This window comes from Nereida sp. MMG025 (assembly GCF_021654165.1).
Classification (GTDB): Bacteria; Pseudomonadota; Alphaproteobacteria; order Rhodobacterales; family Rhodobacteraceae; genus Nereida.
The window spans coordinates 326,458-340,835 of sequence record NZ_JAKFZN010000002.1; the positions used below are offsets into that span (position 1 = coordinate 326,458).

Genomic DNA, 14,378 nt, shown 5'->3' on the forward strand with positions numbered 1-14,378 from the left:
TTGAGGACATTGCGCCTCGCTTGCAAGGGGATTGGCTTGCTATCAGATACGCTGCGTGAGATTGCAAAGATAATCAGCGAAAAGGATACCACATGCGCCCGTCAAACAGAGCCCTCGATCAGTTGCGTCATATTGAGATTAAAACCAATGTCACCCGGCATGCAGAGGGAAGCTGTTTGATCAAATGTGGTGACACGCATGTTCTTTGCACAGCATCGGTGGATGAACGCGTTCCACCTTTTATGAAAAACTCAGGCCTTGGGTGGGTCACGGCCGAATACGGTATGCTGCCACGCGCCACACACACACGGATGCGCCGCGAAGCCAAAAACGGCCAATCAGGTCGAACGCAAGAAATTCAACGCCTGATTGGGCGAAGCCTGCGCGCGGGCGTGGACCGCGTGGCACTGGGCGAACGTCAGATCACAGTGGATTGCGATGTCATTCAGGCGGATGGCGGAACGCGGTGCGCCTCCATCACGGGTGGATGGGTTGCGCTATCGTTGGCTGTTCAAAAGCTGATGGCCGCAGGCGAAATCAAAACGGATCCGCTTGTGACACCAGTTTCGGCAATCAGCTGCGGTATATATGCGGGCCAACCTGTTCTGGATTTGGACTATCCCGAGGACAGCGAAGCAGGTGTTGATGGCAATTTTGTTATGACGGGCGATGGCAGCTTGATCGAAATCCAGATGTCGGCAGAAGGGTCGGTGTTCAGCCGTGCGCAAATGGATGCGCTGCTGGATCTTGCAGAAAAAGGCTGCACAGAATTGACAGAGGCGCAATTGAAAGCCGTGGGAAAATGACACGTCGCCTGTCTGAACCCAAAATCGTTTTGGCCAGCCACAACGCAGGGAAATTGCGCGAGACGATACCCTTGTTTGAGCCGTTTGGCATCGAAGTGGTGTCTGCCGGATCGCTTGGGCTTGCCGAGCCAGAGGAAACCGAAAACACCTTCCACGGAAATGCCCGTATCAAAGCGCATTTCGCTGCCAAAGAATCGGGTCTGCCCGCAGTGTCAGACGACAGCGGTATCATTGTGGACGGGCTGGGTGGCGCACCAGGTGTCTTTACCGCTGATTGGGCCGAAACACCGACAGGTCGGGATTTCGAACTTGCGATGACCAAGGTTTGGAACATGTTGGAAAAGCGTGACGCGCCCTACCCCAGAACTGCGCGCTTCCATTGTACCCTATGCATCGCTTGGCCCGATGGACATGACGAAATATACGATGGGCAGGTGGAAGGCCAAATCACGTGGCCGATGCGCGGTGCACTGGGGTTTGGGTTTGATCCTGTTTTTCTTCCAAATGGTGAAAGCGTCACCTTTGGCGAGATGGACCCCCAGAAAAAACATGGAATGAGCCACCGTGCTGTTGCCTTCAGAAAACTGATCGAGGGCAGCCTTGCAGGATGACTGGCAAAATGCAGGCTTCGGTCTTTATATCCACTGGCCTTTTTGCAGCGCGAAATGTCCTTATTGCGACTTCAATTCCTATGTAGCTGATCACATCGATGAGGACAGATGGGTCCGCGCTTATATCCGTGAGATTGAGCGAATTGCATCGCAGACGTCTGATCGCATTCTGAAATCCGTTTTTTTCGGCGGCGGGACACCGAGCCTGATGTCGGAAAATGCAGTTGGCGCTATTCTAGAGGCTGTCGGAAAGAACTGGCGCTTCACCAACGATATTGAAATCACGTTGGAGGCGAATCCAACTTCTGTGGAGGCGTCTCGTTTCGAAGGATATCGCGCTGCGGGCGTGAACCGTGTGTCGCTTGGAATACAGGCGCTGAATGATCCAGACCTCAAGCGTTTGGGGCGCCTTCATTCCGTCGCTGAAGGGCTTGCAGCGCTTGAAATTGCGAAAAAGACCTTTGAGCGAACCAGCTTTGATCTGATTTATAGCAGGCAAGATCAGACGCTCGCGGATTGGGAAACTGAATTACGTGTCGCGTTGGATTTGGCGGGGGATCATCTGTCGATGTATCAACTGACCATCGAGCCGAATACAGCCTTTGGAGACAGATATAAGGCAGGCAAACTAAAGGGTTTACCGTCGGAAGATGCCGAAGCTGATATGTATTTTCGAACTCAGGAATTGTGCGCTGATCGCGGTCTTTGTTCGTATGAAGTCTCTAACTTTGCCCAAAAGGGTGCAGAAAGCCGTCACAACCTGATTTACTGGCGATATGGCGACTATGCCGGAATTGGGCCGGGCGCCCATGGGCGGCTCACACTTGGCGGGCACCGGTTTGCCACGGAAACAGAGCTTTCACCGATGGGGTGGCTGACAAAGGTCGAAAAAAACGGATCAGGAGAGGTCGCACGCTCCTCTTTGTCAAAACAGGAACAAGGCACGGAGTTTCTATTGATGGGCCTTCGGTTGGCGGAAGGCGTTTCATTGGATCGTTATAGCCACCTAACAGGCAGTGCAATATCGCCGTCAGTGATCGAGAACCTCAGCGAATTGGGCATGGTTCGTCTCGAAAACGGCATTTTGCAAGTGTCTGAAAAAGGGCGCCCACTTATCAATGCAATCCTACGCGATCTTCTTGCCGATCAGTAGCCAGACAGAAGCCTGCACAGATCATCTAATTGATCGAGATCTTTATATCCGATCGAAAGCGTCCCGCCCTCATGACCGGGTGCATGGGAAATTGACACCTTCATCTTAAGTTGCGCAGAGAGATCGCCCTCTAGTGCCTTGGTATCAGCATCTTTCTCAGGCGCTTTCCCTTTAGACTTGGATGTCTGGCCAGACGCCTTTTCCTTTGCAACCAATGCCTCGGTCTGACGGACATTGAGTGCGTGCCCTATCACCTGCTTTGCAACACCAAGAGGATCTTCGGCTGGTATTAGTGCGCGTGCATGTCCTGCGGTAAGTTTCCCCTCGCGCAAATACTTGAGCACAGGTTCGGGCAATTGGAGCAAACGCAGGATGTTTGCAATGTGACTGCGGCTTTTGCCCATAGCGGTTGCCATCTGCTCTTGGGTGTGACCGAAGCTATCCATCAGTTGACGATAACCCAATGCTTCTTCAACGGGATTGAGATCAGCGCGCTGAATGTTCTCGATGATCGCCAGCTCTAGAACTTCGGTATCGGAAAGGTCCCGCACGACGACGGGAAGGCTGTGCATTTTCGCGATTTGAGCAGCACGCCAGCGCCGCTCACCTGCAACGATTTGAAACTTATTGCCACCATTTGGCGAAGGCCGCACGATAAGCGGCTGGATGATCCCCTTTTGGCGGATTGAGTCGGAAAGTTCACGTAACTCATTGTCATTAAACGTTTTTCTGGGTTGATTGGGATTTGCTTCAATAAGCTCCGTTGGGATATGCCGCTCGGCCACTGCGGGCGCTGCATCGGTCTCGGGGGACGGCACATCAGACATCAAAGCGGAAAGGCCACGGCCAAGACCGCGAGATTTGGGAGGTTGCTTAGCCATGAGTCGTTACCTTTTCCTGCTTTTCGAGAAATTCTTTTGCCAATTGACGATAGGCGCGCGTGCCTTTGGACTTGGGGTCATATTCCAAAACGGGCATGGCAAAGGATGGCGCCTCGCTCACCCGAACGTTTCGGGGGACGATCGTTTTGTAGACCAATTCGCCCAACACGTTGCGCGCATCTGCTTCAACCTGTTGGGCGAGGTTATTGCGCACATCATGCATGGTCATAACAATCCCCTCGATCCGAAGGTCAGGGTTTGCCGATTCTCGCACTTCGCGGATTGTTTTCATCAGTTGCGATAGACCTTCGAGCGCGAAAAATTCACTTTGTAGCGGAACAAGAATGCTATGGGCTGCGACCATTGCATTTACGGTCAGCAAATTCAGCGATGGAGGGCAATCAATAATGATGTAATCATACTGTGAAGTCGCGGCAGCAGGACCGCGCAAGGCATCCCGCAAGAGAAAGCTGCGTTTTTCGTTGGCGATAAGATCGATGTCAGCAGAGCTTAGATCAGTTGTAGCAGGAACGACCTCTATCCCCTCGAAACTGGTTAATTTCGTCGCTTCCCGCAGCGGCACCTCGCTGAGCAATACGTCATATATTGTCAAATCATCGTCAGATTTCTCTAGTCCTAGTCCAGTCGTCGCATTCCCCTGGGGATCCAGGTCAATCAAAAGGACGGTGCGGCCCAATTCTGCCAAACCGGCTGACAGGTTTATCGCGGTCGTGGTTTTCCCAACGCCACCTTTTTGGTTCGCAACTGCGATTGTTTTGGTCATTGAACTGCGTCAGCCTCTGATTTCATTTTTAAGTCTGTTATAATCAATATGCGAGCAGATGTATTGGTAGAGCTAGACCTTTTTTCACATTGGAATGCCCATTTCTCCTCAGCTTCGTCAATTTCGAATTGATATCTTTCGCCTTTGGGAAAGATCGCACGACTACCCCGATGACCATGTATAGATGTCCACTCAAGAAGCTGAGAAAGGGATGCGGTTGCCCGGGCAGTGATAACATCTGATGCCACTGGGTTAGCTGATTCAACACGTTCTGTGATAACCTGCCCGTTCAAACCGAGCTCTCTTATGCATGTGCGAAGAAACGCCGACTTTCTGTGATCGCTTTCGATAAGGGTGAATGAAAGCTCGGGCTGATGTGCCTTTGCGTAAATCGCGAGAACAATAGCGGGGAGGCCACCGCCACTGCCAAAATCAACAAGTGACCTTGCATCTTCGGGAATAGAAGCGGCCAGCTGATAGGAATCCAGAATGTGACGCGTCCAGATATCCTGTCCTTTGGACACCAGATTGATTTTAGAATTCCATTTCTCGATCAAGGCCTCATAGGTTTTGAGGCCTTCCAATGTTTCACGTGAAACATCCATCAAGCAGACTTCCGTTTTTTTGTTTTAGAAACGGCAATCAAAATGGCGAGGCACGCTGGAGTCATGCCATCAATTCGGGCAGCTTTGGCGATATTCTCAGGTTTCGACGCGTTCAGCTTCTGCTTCATCTCGTTTGAAACACCTTGCAAGGCGTCATAATCGAAGTCTTTCCCAAGGACCATTGCCTCATCACGCTCAATAGCCTCGGCATCTTTCGTCTGCCGCGCCATATAATTCGCGTATAGAGCTTCTTTCTCAAGCTGAATGCGATCATCTATCGCAATACTGGACAAATCCGGAACCAGTGGCTCTATATCCGCGAAACTAATTTTTTGATGGGAGAGTAGCTCAAACGGTGTGCGCTTTACGCCATCTTTATTCCGGTGGATCCCAACCTTAGAAAGATCTTGCGGTGAAAAGCTGCGTGATTGCAAGAGCTTGCGCCCCGCATCCAGCCGCGCCATCTTTTGCTCAAACGCCTCCTTACGATTGGCGGAAACACAACCGAGGTCGATTCCCAAAGCGGTCAGCCGTTGATCCGCATTATCAATCCGCAATGATAGCCGAAATTCAGCCCGAGATGTAAACATCCGATACGGCTCCATCACACCCCGTGTTGTCAGATCATCTATCATGACACCAATGTAAGACGTTCTGCGGCTAAATAAGACCTCGTCTTTCCGTTGCGATTGAAGCGCGGCATTCAAACCCGCAACCAATCCCTGCGCAGCAGCTTCTTCATATCCCGTCGTCCCATTGATCTGACCAGCCAAGAAAACACCGCTTTGTTCTTTTAACTCAAGAGTTTGCCGAAGCGCCCTTGGATCCACATAGTCATACTCAATCGCGTAGCCCGGCTGAAGAATGACCGCCTTCTCAAGCCCTTTGATCGAATGGACGTAATCCTCCTGAACTTCAATCGGCAAAGACGTGGAGATACCATTTGGATAAATCCAATCTGTGCTCAGGCTCTCTGGCTCCAGGAAAATCTGATGGGAGTTCTTATCCGCAAATCGAACAATTTTATCTTCGATCGATGGACAATACCGCGGACCAATACCATCTATATGGCCGCCATACATGGCCGATCTAGACAGATTTTTCTCAATTATTTCATGGGTTTGCGTATTCGTATGCGTGATAGCACAAGAAACTTGTCCGGCCTCGGTTTGGTTGGAAAGGAAGGAAAAAAAGGTCGGCGCATCATCACCGGGCTGAACGTCAAGATCATCGAAATTTATCGTTCGCCGGTCGAGGCGTGGCGGTGTCCCTGTTTTGAGCCGGCCAAGAGGCAGACCAAATGCCTTGAATTGCTCAGCAAGCCTGCAGGACGCATTCTCGCCCATTCGACCACCTGAGTGGGACACATCGCCAACATGTATTTTACCGTTAAGGAAAGTGCCCGTTGTGACAACAACGGCACGCCCTGCAATATGCGATCCGTCCGCTAGAATGACACCGTTGATCACCCCGCCCGCATAGGCCAAAGCAGCGACTTCGCCTTCTAAAATGTCAAGATTTGGGGTGTTAGCCAACTCATCTTGCATAATTTGCCGATAGATGGCGCGGTCAACTTGCGCACGGGGGCCTTGGACAGCTGGCCCTTTACTACGATTTAACAAACGAAACTGAATACCAGCACGGTCCGACAGCCTGCCAATGATGCCATCCAACGCATCAATCTCGCGAACGAGGTGGCCCTTACCCAGTCCACCCATAGCAGGATTGCAGGATAAAGCGCCAAGGTCATTTCTTGACATGGTAATCAATGCCGTGCGCGCGCCCAAACGCGATGATGCAGCCGCGGCTTCAGCACCCGCATGACCACCCCCAATAACGATGACATCAAATTGTTTCACGTGAAACACTCCTACTTACCCAAACAGAAGGAAGAAAAGACTTCGTCTAACACATCTTCTACATCAACAACACCAATCAAGGTATCCAGCGCATACCCTGCGAGACGCAAGTCTTCAGCGATCAACTCAACGTCCAGTCCCTCAGTTAGACCAAAAATGGCTTTTTCAAGAAAATCGACTGCTTCCCGAAGAGCCACGCCATGTCGATCTTTCGTTGCAACACCGACCGACGCCGCTCGAGTATCCAACACGTTCCGAATACGCACCAGCGCTTGCTCAACGCCATAACCCGATATTCCAGAAATACCATTTTCAAACCGCCCACTATCGTCCTGAGCTATCAGGATCAGATCATCCGGCATCATCTCAATTTCCGAATTATCATTCTCGCCTGATGACAACCAAATTCTAAGATCCGCTCCGGCAGCACGTTGCGCCGCGCGTTCAATGCCGATTTTCTCAACCAGATCATCAGATTTTCGAATGCCAGCCGTATCTAGAAACGTGACAGGATACCCAAACACGTCCATCTGCACCTCAATCACATCCCTGGTCGTACCTTCGACATCCGAAACAATCGCCACATCCCTTTTTGAAAGGTAATTCAGAAGTGTCGATTTTCCAGCATTCGGTCGTCCCAAAATGGCAATTTCAAAACCACTTCTGATACGCTCTGATACATCTAAACCACTGATTTCGTTATTTAAAATACCAATCAGATCACTGACGATCTCTTTCACTTCAGGCGTCACATCGACAGGCACATCTTCATCCGCAAAATCAATCGTCGCCTGTATCAAAGCCGAGGCACGGATCAGAGAAGCGCGCCACTCGATTGTTTTATCCCGCAGATGCCCATCAAGAAGCTTTCGCGCCTGTAACAACTGCGCTTCTGTTTCAGCCTCAATAAGATCACCAAGACCTTCAACTTCATCCAGCGTCATTTTGCCATTTATCAAAGCACGTCGCGTGAATTCCCCAGGTTCCGCCATTCGAAACGAGGCGATTGAATCAAGAACCGTAAGGGCCGCGCGAACAATCGCCGGACTACCATGCAGCTGCAACTCTACCGTTGGCTCACCTGTGAAGCTTTTACCATCCCCAAAGACCAAAACCATAGGTGTATCGATCAAGTCACCGTCACCATTTCGAAGGGCACGAAGCTGTGGTGACCGGCGTGTTGTATCCAGACCGTCCAAGTAAGGGGCTAACCCATCATACGCCGAAGGACCCGACACACGAATAACCGACACGCCAGCGCGTCCCGATGCCGTCGCAACCGCAAAAATCGTATCCATCACAGGCCCTCCGTGGCAGGCAGTCCTGATTTAGGTGTTCATGGAATCAAAGAACTCGGAGTTTGTTTTTGTTTGCTTGAGTTTCGACAGCAGGAATTCGATCGCATCTGTCGTCCCCATGGGGTTAAGGATCCGCCGCAACACATAGGTCTTTTGCAAATCAATCTTATCGACCAACAAATCTTCCTTACGCGTCCCGGACTTCAGAATATCCATGGCAGGGAACACCCGCTTATCGGCAACCTTGCGATCCAGAACAATCTCGGAGTTGCCGGTGCCTTTGAATTCTTCAAAGATCACCTCATCCATCCGTGATCCAGTGTCGATCAGCGCAGTGGCAATAATCGTAAGTGATCCGCCCTCTTCGATATTTCGTGCCGCACCAAAGAACCGCTTGGGCCGTTGAAGCGCGTTGGCATCCACACCACCTGTCAGCACCTTGCCCGAAGATGGCACAACCGTATTAAAAGCACGTCCCAAGCGGGTGATCGAATCCAACAAGATCACAACATCCCGTTTATGTTCCACCAAGCGCTTGGCCTTCTCAATAACCATCTCTGATACGGCCACGTGGCGTGTCGCTGGTTCATCGAAGGTCGAAGACACAACCTCGCCTTTGACCGAGCGTTGCATGTCCGTCACCTCTTCGGGTCGTTCATCAATCAGCAGCACAATCAAATAGCATTCAGGATGGTTTTTCTCGATGCTGTTGGCAATATTCTGCAAAATAACGGTTTTACCCGTACGTGGTGGCGCCACGATGAGCGAACGTTGCCCCTTACCAATAGGCGCAACCAGGTCAATCACACGGGCCGAACGGTCTTTGATCGTCGGATCCTCGACTTCCATCTTCAAGCGTTCGTCAGGATAAAGAGGCGTCAGGTTATCAAAAGCCACCTTATGACGCGCGCGTTCTGGATCTTCGAAGTTGATCTTCTCAATCTTGGTCAGCGCAAAATAACGCTCATTGTCATCCGGCGCGCGGATCACACCCTCGATGGTATCCCCTGTTCGCAATGAAAACTGACGGATCATATCAGGCGAAACATAGATATCATCAGGACCTGGAAGATAATTGGCCTCAGGCGAACGCAAGAAGCCAAAACCATCCTGCAGCACTTCCATCACCCCGTCGCCGCTGATTTCCCATCCATCCTCAGCACGTTCCTTGAGGATCGAGAACATCATGTCCCCTTTACGCATGGTCGAAGCGTTTTCGATCTCAAGCTCTTCCGCCATGGAAAGCAAATCTTTAGGGCTCTTGGCTTTTAGCTCAGCCAAGGTCAAACGGTCTTGTGACATTTTATAATCCTGACAGCGCGCGGGTAGCGAAGCTGTTTACGTCTATGGGAAAAATTGTTCGGACGAACGCCATTCACTTACGTCCTTGTCGTGTTCGAGTCAAACGAAGCTCTTCTTAATATAATATATTAAAAAGAAAGAATGATGATGATGTAGGTAAGCGATCAGTCTGTGGATTATTTTTTCTCCACATATTTATCCCGATATAGCGATGCAGATTTTCAGACGTTCAACCTAGAAAACATATATTTATGAATGCGTTACCAGTTCCAAATTTCCCAGCTATTAGATCAGCAGAGACTTATCCCAAGCCAGAAAGGCCCCGAGTTATCCTTGTCCACATTGGAAAAAACCCCCAAAGACAGCTGAAAGACGCCGATAAACTCCACACATCGAATGTATTGCCCAATCGAAACTTTTTTCTCCAATAAAATCCCTTAGTCATCCATAGGTTTTCCACATGGCTCACGACCTCATCTTGGCGTCCAAATCGCAAATACGGGCGGAATTGCTCGAAAATGCGGGCCTGACAATATCGATTCTCTCGGCTCCGGTTGATGAAGATATGATCAAAGATGCACTGCTGTCTGATGGTGTTGCGCCCCGTGACATTGCCGATGCCTTGGCCGAAGCAAAAGCAAAAAGGGTTGCAACCAAGGGGCACGATGGCCTTGTTTTGGGATGCGATCAGGTTCTCGCGCTTGAGGACCAGCTTTTTTCTAAACCACAAACACCACAAGATGCCAAAGATCAGCTGCAAAGTCTCAGTGCCAAACGGCACCAACTATACTCGGCGGCCGTTCTTTATGAAGACGGCAAACCCGTCTGGCGACAGGTGTCGCGCTGCGATATGCGGATGCGACAGCTCAGTTCGGCATATATCGAAAGCTACGTCGCCCGAAATTGGGAAGATATCCGCCATTGCGTGGGGTGTTATCAGCTTGAAGCAGAAGGCGCGCGCCTCTTTTCCCAAATTCAGGGTGACTATTTTGCTGTGCTTGGCCTACCCTTGGTCGAACTTTTGTCCTTTTTGGTGCTACGCGGAGATATTGAGGGATGAGTGACGGACCTATTCTCGCAGGTGTCCTGGGCCATCCGATTGGGCACAGCCTTTCACCGCGGTTGCACGGCCATTGGCTAGAGCGCTACGGCATTAACGGTCATTACGTCCCCTTGCGGGTTTTGCCGCGCAATCTTGCGCAAACACTCAAGCTTTTGCCAAAGCTCGGCTTTGCTGGCGTCAATGTCACGATCCCGCACAAAGAAGCTGTTTTTAAACATGCTGATACCGTGACAGAACGGGCCAAGCTGATTGGTGCAGCGAATACGCTTGTTTTTCAAAAAGGCGGGAAAATTCTGGCTGACAACACCGATGGTTATGGATTTATGGCAAATCTGAAATCAGGTGCGCCAGACTGGTCCGCAAAAAACGGTAAGGCCGTCGTCTTAGGCGCTGGCGGCGCGTCGCGGGCTGTCATCGTTTCTCTTTTAGCTGAAGGCGCACCTGAAATCCTGCTGACCAATCGCACATTTGAAAGGGCTGAGGCACTGGCCGAAGAATTTGGCCCCCGCGTCACCCCGATTGACTGGATTGATGCGGGCGCAATCGTTGATGATGCGAATGTTTTGGTAAATACGACATCTCTTGGCATGGCGGGTCAATCAGATCTGCGTGTTCCTTTGGACGGTCTATCGCCAGATACGCTTGTAACTGACATCGTTTATAATCCACTGGAAACGGGCCTGCTTCGGGCAGCCAAGGCAAAGGGTTGTGTGACCGTGGATGGTTTAGGTATGTTGCTTCATCAGGCGGTTCCTGGGTTTGCTGCGTGGTTTGGCCAAAAACCGGAAGTGGATGACGCATTGCGCAAGGCCGTTCTGGCGTGAGCTTTGTCATCGGTTTGACCGGGTCTATTGGAATGGGGAAATCCACGACCGCGCAACTGTTCGCAGATCGCGGTGTCCCGGTTTGGGATGCCGATACCGCCGTTCATCGCCTTTACATGAAAGGTGGCGATGCCGTTGACCCGATCCAACGCATTTTTCCGCAGGCCATTAAAGACGGCTCTGTTGATCGCGGTCGCCTTAAAGAAGCGATTCAGCAAAATCCGAACGCTTTGGCACAGATCGAAAGTATCGTGCACCCACTGGTTAGGGCTGATCGGGAGCGTTTTATCAAAACCACATCCTCCGACATCATATTGCTCGACATACCGCTACTGTTTGAAACAGGCGCACAGGACACTGTAGATACCGTGATTTGTGTCTCTGTTTCACCAGAACTTCAAAAAAAACGTGTTTTGGACCGCGGCACAATGGACGAAGCGATGTTTGATCGGATCCTCGCCAAACAAGTGCCCGATGCTGAAAAACGGCAGCGATCTGATCACGTGATCGAAACCTATACACTTGAAGATGCCGCACAGCAGGTGGATACTATCTTGGGCAATATCAAAGCAGGTCTGAGCGATGCGCGAAATCGTACTTGATACGGAAACAACGGGGTTTGAACCTAACGAAGGGGACCGCATCGTTGAAATCGGTGCGGTAGAGCTTTGGAACCACCTGCCGACTGGCAAGACCTATCATCAATACATCAACCCAGAACGCGCGATGCCGGCAGAGGCGTTTGCAGTGCATGGTTTGGGCGATGAATTTCTGTCGGATAAACCGAAATTTGCCGAAATCGCGCAAGACTTTTTGGACTTCGTGGGGGATGCCAAAATGGTCATCCACAACGCGGCCTTTGATATGAAGTTTATCAATGCAGAGTTGGGTTGGCTCAAAATCAATCCCCTGCCCTATGATCAGGCGATTGATACGCTGATGATTGCCCGCAAGCGGTTTCCGGGCTCGCCCGCATCGCTTGATGCGCTGTGTCGTCGTTTTGATATCGATAACTCATCACGGACGTTGCACGGCGCACTCCTGGACAGTGAGATTCTTGCCGAGGTTTATCTGGAGCTTGTCGGCGGCCGCCAGCCAGATTTTACGCTTGGAACATCTCAATCAGAGACTGTTTTTGCTGAAAACGGTGAATGGCGCCCGATGCGGCGGGCCACGCCATTGCCGTCTCGTCTGACAAATGAAGAACGCGCCGCCCATGATGCTTTTGTATCAAAACTGGGCGACGCGGCGATGTGGAAGCAGATATCTTAGGAAACAGGCTGCCCTTCGGCTTGCTGTTCCAAACGACGCGCAGCTTCGGCGCGATAAAGCTGCATGAAATCGATTGTCTCAAGGTTCAGCGGCGGGAAGCCCCCGTCACGTGTGATATCACTGACGATGCGACGCACGAATGGAAACAACATCCGTGGACATTCAATCAGCAAGAACGGGTGAAGCTGGTCATCTGGCACATTTTCGATTTGAAAGACGCCGCCATACTCAAGCTCTAGAACGAACAAAGTCGCATCTGATCCTTTGGACGTGCTGTTCACTTCGAGTTTCATCACCACTTCGTATTGGTTATCGGTTGGACGCTTTTTCGCATCCAGATTAACCTGAACCTTCACATCTGGCGTCACCTCGCCCTGTGTGCCCTTTTGAACCAGAATATTTTCAAACGACATATCGCGAATGAATTGGGCCAAGATAGACATCTTGACGGGTGCAGGGGCTTGAGCGGCTGTTTCTTCGGCCATTTTGGCGTCTCCAATTAATAAATTCGGCGTGTGGTATCAGGTTGTGAAAGAACGCTCAATGCTTGGTCCAACCAGATGAGCCCTTTGGCGTGTTCGGGTCGGTTGTAACCTCGTGATATTCGGTTTCGATCGTTGAGGCATCCTGCGGATCACGTTGTTGCGGGTGCGCGCCCATTTGAAAACTGGCAACATTCACTCGGGCGCGCAGGTATTTGTAAACGGCGGTCCGCACGCCTGGGATCAGCAATGAAAAGCCGACCGCGTCCGTGAAGAAGCCAGGTGTCAGCAAAAGTGCGCCAGAAAACAAAATCATAGCGCCATGCGCCAACGGTTCTGTCGGATCATTGAGTTGGGAAAAGCTGTTGCGCACCTGTGACATGGCCAACGCCCCTTGCTGGCGCACAAGAAATGTTCCCAAAAATGCGGTGACAACCACAATTGCCAGTGTCGGCCAAAGCCCAATCCAACCACCAACTTGAATGAACAAGGCGATTTCGATCAACGGCACAGCGACAAAAAGTGCAAACAACCACATAACTGATGTCCTTTTCAAAAGCAGATTGGGCCGTTTAGTGGACTTGACCCCTACGCTGACATACATAAGTGGAGACTAAGCGAATTTCCATGTTTCAACACGGGACCGAGGACAATATGAGCCAAGCCTTAATTCAACTTCTGGTCCTTGCGGGGATTGCGGTGTTTCTTATCCTGCGCTTGAAAAGCGTTCTGGGCACGCGCGAAGGTTTTGAAAAACCGCCAACACCCGTTGCACCGGAACGCACGGCAGATCGCCCTGATTTCGAGGTGATCGAAGGTGGCCCTGATCGCGACATTACAGATCATGCAACCGAAGGGTCCGATGATGCCGAGGCGCTGGCCAAGATGAAGGGTGTTGACCCATCCTTCAGCGTAACGGAATTTTTGGGCGGCGCGCGCGGCGCCTATGAAATGATCCTCATGGCGTTTGAGCGTGGTGAGTTGGACGAGATTAAGGATTTCCTGTCTGATGAAGTTTACGAAAGTTTCGCAGATGTCGTGAAGATGCGCGAAGATCAGGGCCTTACCGTCAGCGCCACCTTCGTTGGCATCCGTGAAACGGCATTCAAATCTGCGCAGTTCGACGATGTGACGACAGAAGGCGAAATCACGGTGCGTTTTGTGGGCGAGCTGACCTCTGCCGTTCGTGATGCAAGCGGTGAAATCGTTGAAGGCAGCGAAAAAGAGATCAAGCGCCAGAAAGATACATGGACCTTTGCGCGCGTGATGAATTCGGATGATCCCAACTGGCAACTGGTTGCCACGGGCGAATAAGCACGAAAAACGTAATTCGATCCTAAGGTTAAGGCGTGGCGTCACACAGATGCGGCGTGTTTCTTTTTGTGTCGCTTGGATGTCTCGGCTCCGGACGCTATGTAATGCATCGCAACGGACAGGG

At 51.1% G+C, this 14,378-nt stretch carries 16 protein-coding genes; 8 read left to right on the forward strand and 8 right to left on the reverse strand.

Annotation, left to right across the window (positions count from 1 at the left end; genetic code table 11):
• Positions 1 to 92 precede the first annotated feature (92 nt).
• Genes rph through hemW form a run of 3 tightly spaced genes read left to right on the forward strand, consistent with a single transcriptional unit; the run spans position 93 to position 2,570 of the window.
• Positions 93 to 806: a ribonuclease PH gene (gene rph / locus L1065_RS07660; RefSeq protein WP_237094874.1), complete on the forward strand. Its 714-nt coding sequence runs from the start codon at positions 93 to 95 to the stop codon at positions 804 to 806.
• Positions 803 to 1,417 (forward strand): RdgB/HAM1 family non-canonical purine NTP pyrophosphatase, encoded by a 615-nt coding sequence (gene rdgB, locus L1065_RS07665; protein ID WP_237094875.1) that lies wholly within the window; start codon positions 803 to 805, stop codon positions 1,415 to 1,417. Before rph ends, rdgB begins: the two co-directional genes overlap by 4 nt.
• Positions 1,407 to 2,570 (forward strand): radical SAM family heme chaperone HemW, encoded by a 1,164-nt coding sequence (hemW, locus tag L1065_RS07670; RefSeq protein WP_237094876.1) that lies wholly within the window; start codon positions 1,407 to 1,409, stop codon positions 2,568 to 2,570. The genes rdgB and hemW overlap by 11 nt, the downstream gene beginning before the upstream one ends.
• Here the strand turns inward: hemW and L1065_RS07675 are convergent.
• Genes L1065_RS07675 through rho form a run of 6 tightly spaced genes read right to left on the reverse strand, consistent with a single transcriptional unit; the run spans position 2,564 to position 9,299 of the window.
• Positions 2,564 to 3,451 carry a ParB/RepB/Spo0J family partition protein gene (locus tag L1065_RS07675; protein ID WP_237094877.1) on the reverse strand — a complete coding sequence of 296 codons (888 nt, stop codon included), beginning with the start codon at positions 3,449 to 3,451 and terminating at the stop codon, positions 2,564 to 2,566. The genes hemW and L1065_RS07675 overlap by 7 nt on opposite strands.
• The gene (locus L1065_RS07680) at positions 3,444 to 4,235 is read right to left on the reverse strand and encodes a ParA family protein (RefSeq protein WP_237094878.1); all 792 of its coding nucleotides are present in this window, start codon (positions 4,233 to 4,235) and stop codon (positions 3,444 to 3,446) included. The genes L1065_RS07675 and L1065_RS07680 overlap by 8 nt, the downstream gene beginning before the upstream one ends.
• The gene (rsmG, locus tag L1065_RS07685) at positions 4,232 to 4,840 is read right to left on the reverse strand and encodes a 16S rRNA (guanine(527)-N(7))-methyltransferase RsmG (protein WP_237094879.1); all 609 of its coding nucleotides are present in this window, start codon (positions 4,838 to 4,840) and stop codon (positions 4,232 to 4,234) included. The genes L1065_RS07680 and rsmG overlap by 4 nt, the downstream gene beginning before the upstream one ends.
• On the reverse strand, positions 4,840 to 6,708 hold the full coding sequence (gene mnmG / locus L1065_RS07690; protein ID WP_237094880.1) for a tRNA uridine-5-carboxymethylaminomethyl(34) synthesis enzyme MnmG: 1,869 nt from the start codon (positions 6,706 to 6,708) through the stop codon (positions 4,840 to 4,842). The genes rsmG and mnmG overlap by 1 nt, the downstream gene beginning before the upstream one ends.
• Positions 6,709 to 6,710: 2 nt before the next feature.
• Positions 6,711 to 7,997, reverse strand: a complete 1,287-nt coding sequence (gene mnmE, locus L1065_RS07695; RefSeq protein WP_237094881.1) for a tRNA uridine-5-carboxymethylaminomethyl(34) synthesis GTPase MnmE — start codon at positions 7,995 to 7,997, stop codon at positions 6,711 to 6,713.
• 30 nt (positions 7,998 to 8,027) lie between these two features.
• Entirely contained in the window at positions 8,028 to 9,299 is a 1,272-nt protein-coding gene (gene rho / locus L1065_RS07700; protein WP_237094882.1) for a transcription termination factor Rho, read from the reverse strand.
• A 460-nt stretch (positions 9,300 to 9,759) separates the two neighbouring features.
• Here rho and L1065_RS07705 point away from each other — a divergent pair, with 460 nt between their 5' ends.
• Genes L1065_RS07705 through dnaQ form a run of 4 tightly spaced genes read left to right on the forward strand, consistent with a single transcriptional unit; the run spans position 9,760 to position 12,458 of the window.
• On the forward strand, positions 9,760 to 10,359 hold the full coding sequence (locus tag L1065_RS07705) for a nucleoside triphosphate pyrophosphatase (protein ID WP_237094883.1): 600 nt from the start codon (positions 9,760 to 9,762) through the stop codon (positions 10,357 to 10,359).
• Complete coding sequence (locus L1065_RS07710) at positions 10,356 to 11,186, forward strand: shikimate dehydrogenase (RefSeq protein WP_237094884.1); 831 nt, start codon at positions 10,356 to 10,358, stop codon at positions 11,184 to 11,186. The genes L1065_RS07705 and L1065_RS07710 overlap by 4 nt, the downstream gene beginning before the upstream one ends.
• Positions 11,183 to 11,788 carry a dephospho-CoA kinase gene (coaE, locus tag L1065_RS07715; RefSeq protein ID WP_237094885.1) on the forward strand — a complete coding sequence of 202 codons (606 nt, stop codon included), beginning with the start codon at positions 11,183 to 11,185 and terminating at the stop codon, positions 11,786 to 11,788. Before L1065_RS07710 ends, coaE begins: the two co-directional genes overlap by 4 nt.
• Positions 11,769 to 12,458, forward strand: coding sequence for a DNA polymerase III subunit epsilon (gene dnaQ / locus L1065_RS07720; RefSeq protein WP_237094886.1), 690 nt, complete (start codon positions 11,769 to 11,771; stop codon positions 12,456 to 12,458). The genes coaE and dnaQ overlap by 20 nt, the downstream gene beginning before the upstream one ends.
• On the opposite strand, the gene secB is transcribed toward dnaQ, so the two are convergent.
• Both secB and L1065_RS07730 read right to left on the reverse strand, forming a co-directional pair.
• Positions 12,455 to 12,943, reverse strand: coding sequence for a protein-export chaperone SecB (gene secB / locus L1065_RS07725; RefSeq protein WP_237094887.1), 489 nt, complete (start codon positions 12,941 to 12,943; stop codon positions 12,455 to 12,457). The genes dnaQ and secB overlap by 4 nt on opposite strands.
• 55 nt (positions 12,944 to 12,998) lie before the next feature.
• On the reverse strand, positions 12,999 to 13,478 hold the full coding sequence (locus tag L1065_RS07730; RefSeq protein ID WP_237094888.1) for an FxsA family protein: 480 nt from the start codon (positions 13,476 to 13,478) through the stop codon (positions 12,999 to 13,001).
• A 116-nt stretch (positions 13,479 to 13,594) separates the two neighbouring features.
• Here L1065_RS07730 and L1065_RS07735 point away from each other — a divergent pair, with 116 nt between their 5' ends.
• The gene (locus L1065_RS07735; RefSeq protein WP_237094889.1) at positions 13,595 to 14,254 is read left to right on the forward strand and encodes a Tim44/TimA family putative adaptor protein; all 660 of its coding nucleotides are present in this window, start codon (positions 13,595 to 13,597) and stop codon (positions 14,252 to 14,254) included.
• The last annotated feature ends 124 nt before the right edge of the window (positions 14,255 to 14,378 follow it).